The organism is Oscillospiraceae bacterium, assembly GCA_031265355.1.
Taxonomy (GTDB): Bacteria; Bacillota; Clostridia; order Oscillospirales; family UBA929; genus JAIRTA01.
The window spans coordinates 1-5457 of the sequence record JAISCT010000013.1 but is presented as its reverse complement, the minus strand read 5'-3'; the positions used below and the strand labels follow the sequence as shown (position 1 = coordinate 5457).

General features: G+C 58.3%; 3 protein-coding genes and 1 pseudogene. All 4 read right to left on the bottom strand.

What is annotated here, in order from left to right; translation table 11 throughout:
- The coding region (locus LBK75_01675; GenBank protein MDR1157005.1) for a hypothetical protein at positions 1-269 on the bottom strand (269 nt) is incomplete at its 3' end.
- A gap of 175 nt (positions 270-444) precedes the next feature.
- Positions 445-3618, bottom strand: coding sequence for a hypothetical protein (locus LBK75_01670; GenBank protein MDR1157004.1), 3174 nt, complete (start codon positions 3616-3618; stop codon positions 445-447).
- 71 nt (positions 3619-3689) lie between these two features.
- Entirely contained in the window at positions 3690-4349 is a 660-nt protein-coding gene (locus LBK75_01665; GenBank protein MDR1157003.1) for a flagellin, read from the bottom strand.
- Positions 4350-4721: 372 nt separating this feature from the next.
- Positions 4722-5150: pseudogene (locus LBK75_01660) on the bottom strand (flagellin).
- Between the last annotated feature and the right edge of the window lie 307 nt (positions 5151-5457).

Here is a 5457-nt window from a genome sequence, read left to right as displayed (position 1 = left end):
TGCGGCGTGCTCACCCGCACCTCTTTCGCTTCGCTCGCAATAAACGACCGTATATCTTCAAGCGTGAAGGTCCGACCGCCGGGATGATTGTGTGTGAACACACCGCCCCGAAATAGCAGAGCATCCTCGCTCGGCGTGCTGACGGCGTGTTTCTCGCCGCCATACTCCCGCAGCACAGTCCCATCCGGCGCGAGCAGCGTACCGACCTCGTAATCAAGCCCTCGTTTTGCTTTCTCTATTGCCTGTAACGATTCATTCAGCCCGCTCACCCTGTCACCGCCTCTGCGTTTTACAATACCACTTTCAGGGGCAATCGTCAACTCTTTTTTGCGTTCGCCGCGCCTGCGGCGGTTCACCTCTATGCGGAAAACACCGCGCCGCGGGCGGCCCGGGTGGGCGCCTGCGGCGCGGTGTTTTTATATGCGGGGGATCGTTGTTGGACAATTAGTCGGAATCAGAGGACTCGGGCTCGGGATTTGCGGGTACTGGGACTTCCTTCGCTTGGGACGCGGGGACGGTGGCGGTCGCGGTCACGCGGATTTCTACCGTTTTCCCCTCGTGGTAGCTGAAGAACGCTTGATTCAGCACTGTGCTGGCTGCTATGGGTTTGTACTCGGTGTCGGCTTCGCCGCTGTACTTCCACTGCATCGTCGTTTTTATGCCTGTGATTTGCTCGCTTTTGGCATCCCACGATACGGCGGGGGCGTTGGCGCGCTTGGCGACGGTTATTGTGAAGGGCAGTGACGCGAATGTTGTTTCGGTTTTCGCGATACGGACTTTCACGCTTTGCGCCGCTGTGGTCGGCGTGATTTTGCCGATGCCGGTCTCCATTGCCGTATACGTCGTGTCAGTTCCGGCTGCGTATTCCAGCTTGCTGAGTTCGGGCGCGGAGGTACCGACCTGTACAAACGCTTCGAGCGCGTAATCATACTTTATTTCTCTGGCTGTCAGGGCCAGGGCGCGCGGAAAGATCGAGACTGGCAGGGTGGCGGACGCGGGGGCGGAGGAGGTGGCTTTTACGCGCACGAGGATGGGCGTCGCGGCCTTTGTCGAGATCAGGGAGGTTATGCTGCCGCCGTTTTTGAACGCCGTCCACGTTTTGCCTTCGTTCGCGCTGTATTCGAGCGTGTCGGAGCCTGCCGTTACAGACAGTGTTTCGGCGTCTTTGTCGATTGTGTATGCTGTCGGCGCGGCGGTCGCTTTGGCGACGGGGATCGCTTTCACTTTTGACGCCGGGGCTGTTGGGGTGGCGGCTGTGCGGATGTACAGGGTGCCGCCATCCTCAGCCAACTCAAAGGTTGTACGGTCAAGTATTTTTACGCTTTTTTCGATTGCTGTCCAAGGCTCGGCTTGTTCTGCGCTTTCCGTGTTCCACTCCATTTTGTCGGTGACGCCGGTTATTGTGTCGGTCGCGGCGGAATAGACGGGGGTGCTCGGCATTGCCGCCCTTGCGGGGACTGTCACCGTGAATTCGGCGGAGATGGGCGCGCCCTCAGCGGCGACGCGGAACTTGTAGGCTTGCGCGGCGGTGTCCGGCGTGACCGGGATGGGTGTGAATTTGTAAGCCGGATTTTCGTTTTCGTCCTCTTCAACCTCTGTATAGGTGGTGCCTTTGGGGGCAAGGTATTGAAGGCCTTCGACTTCGGTCTTAACTATGATCGCGTTCGCTTCGCCGTTGAACTCTACATAGGTTTTGTCGGGCGTGGCGGCGCGGGCTTTGATTTCAACGGTTTGCGGCGCGGATGCGGGAGCTTCTTTCGTTGCTTTCAGGCGCACGCCGATATTTATGTCCGCCGCTTTCGGCGCGGGGATCAGGGTTTTTACGCTCAGGTTGGAGGGGACGGCCGTCCACGTCGCTTTGGCGGTGGGCTCGTCAGCGTCGGCGGCGTATTTGGTGTATTCGTAAAGCTTGGCGTCCGAAATATTTGTGAACAGCTCGGTTTCGTAATCCACGCCAATGTTCGCCGGGGCGGTGGTTACGGTCGGGAACTCGACTTCCGCGATTTTGGACGCGGGGGCGGCGGAGGTGGCTTTTACGCGGATGTATATCAGGTCAGTCAGGGTGGCACCTGTAAAATCTTCGCGCGTCGCTGCGGTTACTTTGAAGTCGGTCCAACCGCCGTATTGGCCTTCCGTCTTTTGCGCCCATTCCAGCAGCTTGGAGACGCCGGTTATTGCGTCGGACGCGGCGGCATAGGCCACTTTAGGCGCGGCGGACTGCGCGGGGACTGTCAGTGAGAATTCGGCGGAGGCGAAATTGCTGGGCTTCGCGTCCGCCGCATCTCCGGCATCTTGAGTGTCTACTTCCTCCGCTGCGGCAGTGTGCGCCGGGACTTTGAATTTTACTGTGACGGCTTTGTCGCCGGCGGGCAGCGCGACGCCGTCGTCGGGATCGACAATGTTGGAGTCATCGGTTCCATAGCCTGCGCCCTTGTTATAGACTATGTCAAGCGTGAACGATGCGCTTTGTTCGAGCTTTTCGGTTTCCATATTGTAAGAGACGTCGGTTTTGGTCGGCGTTTTCGGGCGCGCGAGGATTTCCACGGGAACAGGCTCCGACGCGGGGACAGCCGGGGTCGCCTTGGGCTGCGCCTTAGCGCGGAGCTGGATCGTCAAAGACTGTTTGCCCGCCGCCGGGATCAGGGAGGTCAGCGTTAAGGTATCGCCCTTGATCGCCGTGTAGGTTTTGCCGTTGTCCTTGCTGTATTCGTAAGCGTCGGTACCGTCGGACACGGTCAGCGTTTCCGCAGCATAGTCGATTTCGTAGTCACTCGCGGCGGTGGCGGTCGCCTTCTTGGGAAAGATTATTGCGGCGGTGGCGAAGGACGCGGGGGCTTTATCGGTCGCCGCCGTGCGGACGAACAGGTATATGGGGTCAGCTCCTTTTGTGAAAGTGTCGCCTGTAAAAATGGCGTCAAGTCCGGCACGGGAGAGCGTCGTCACTTTTCCGGCGTCTTTCCAGTCGGGATTTTCCCCTAAGCCGGTGGCGGCGCCGACGACAACTTGCATCTTGTCGGACGCCAAGCCCTTGATGGAGTCGGTCTCGACGTCATAGGCGGGGGTTGTCGGCGCGGCGGCGCGCGCGGGGACTTTTACTGTGGCGGGGGCGGTGGCGAACGCGCTTTCCGTCGCTTTCAGCCGGACGGAGATATCCGCCGCCAGCGTCGCGTGGTCCGTTTTAATCGCTTTGTCGGTAACATCGGCCCAATCAAATAATCCCGTCGCAAATTGATAGCCGGTGTCGGGGACTGTTACTGTTTCCGTCTTGCCGTTGTATTCGGAGGTCTTTGGCGTTGTGCCGCGCGCGGAGATCGTGACCGACACGGAAGCATTGGCTTCGGCATTGGGGTCGTCGCCTTTGGTGAAGAACCAAACGGTAACATCTTTGCTGTTTGAAATAAGCGTGGAAATGTCAAGGGTCTCGCCCCAAACGTCTTTCCACGTCCTGCCGTCTAAGCTGTATTCCAATTCTGTGGACAGTGAGCCGATAGTTTCGTTGGTGAAGTCGATGTTTTCGTCGCTCACTTCCGGGCTTGCCGCCAACGCGACAGACCCGAGCGAGAGCGACGCGAGCAGCGCGACGACCGTTACAAGCCCGAGCCTAAAAGCTTTTTTCAATTTAATACACTCCTTTAATAGATATAGCGCGCGAGGCGGTATGCACACCGCCCCGCGCGCGTTTATTTTGTTTAGCCGAGCATTTGCAGGACGCCCTGCGGGAGCGCGTTCGCCTGCGCGAGCATTGCGGTGGAGGCCTGATAGAGGATGTTCATCTTCGTGAAGTTCGTCATCTCCTTGGCCATATCCACGTCGCGGATGCGGGATTCGGCGTTTGTGAGGTTCTCAGCCGAAATTTCGAGGCTGGACTGGGTGTATTCCATACGGTTTTGGACTGCGCCGAGGCGGCTGCGCTGCGTCGTGACATAGGAGAGCGCTTCGTCGAGAATGTCGAGCTGATTTGTGATTTCCGTGCCGCTGTCAGCCAAAACATCTATGGTCGAGCTTCCGTTGCCGTCGCCGATTCCCAGCTCAAGCGAGGTCACCGCGTCTATAGAGACCGTGATTCCCTGATTGGCGTTCGCGCCAACTTGGAAGTACAGCGGAGTCCCGCCGTTACCGGCTGAGGCTACGTCTTGCTTTGCGGTTCTCAAATCTGCTTCGGCGGTAGTCAGAGATGTCTGCGCCTCGGTTAAATTGTATCTTGCGCTTGTGGCGTCGCTGCTTGCTCCATCGTCTCCGTTCAGGCGATTAAGCGCGCTGCCAAGGGAGGCTAAATAACCATCTATCTTGTCGGCATTGCCTTTGATTCTTGACGCAAGCCCGGTTGCCGTCGCGTTCGTGCTCAGCATCACAATTGCGTCGCTAAGAGAGTCAAGCGCTTCTTCCAAGCTGGCGGTCGTTGAGAGTATGGCTTCCGTATCTGCGGATGAAGACCCCGTCTTACCGATGGCAGACAGCGAGGTCATAAAGTCGTCCAGAGCACCCGCGAAAGACTGCATTTCAGCTGCAACGCCGTTATCGGCTATTGCGTAAATAGCGAGACCATCAGTCCGCATACTGTTGATAGCGCTGCTGATTTTATCAATAAGGTTCGAGTACGTCTTTTCATCGGTCGCGATTTGTGTCTGATAGGCGCCGACCGTCGCTTTAGACGAGTTGTAGTCCGCGCGCGCTTTTGCCACGGCGGCAGCCTTGGCAGGATCGGATGAAACGCCGCAATCGCCGTTCAGCAGCGTCTTTTTGTTGAACTCGACGCGCTCGGACATACTGTCGATCTCCTCGACGAGCGCGTTGATTTCGTCTTGGATCTTCTGACGGTCGCCGGTGGAGAGCTCGTTGTGCTCCTGCGTGTCGTTCGAGGCGTACACCACCAGCTCGCGGATGCGCTGGAGCATATTGTCGATCTCTTGCAGGCCGCCTTCTGCGGTTTGGATGAGGCTGATGCCGTCCTGCGTGTTTTTCGACGCCATTGTCAGGCCGCGGATTTGGGCGCGCATTTTTTCGGAGATCGCGAGGCCGGCCGCGTCGTCGGCCGCGGAATTGATGCGGTAGCCCGAGGAAAGCTTGGCGATGGACTTGGATACGCCGGTCGCGTTGATGCTGTAGTTGCGGTGCGCATTCAGCGCGGGGACGTTGTTTTGGATTCTCATTTATTGAACACTCCTTGAATAAATTCTCTGTGTGATCCGTCGCACAGAGGCCGGGAAAATTGCGGGGGATATCCATTAACGCAGCCGGATGTGCACCTTCGGCGCGGTAATGACGTGAAAATAATTTGCGGGGGCGGCGCACCAAGGCACGGCGTGCCGTGCCCCTACGACGGGGGTTACGGGTGTTGTGCGTAGGGGGCGGTGTCCACACCGCCCCGCCGTATCCCCCCGTCCCGTAGGGGCGTTGCACGCAACGCCCTTTTTGATGATTCCGCATATCGTACAGGGCGTTGCGCGTAGGGGCGAC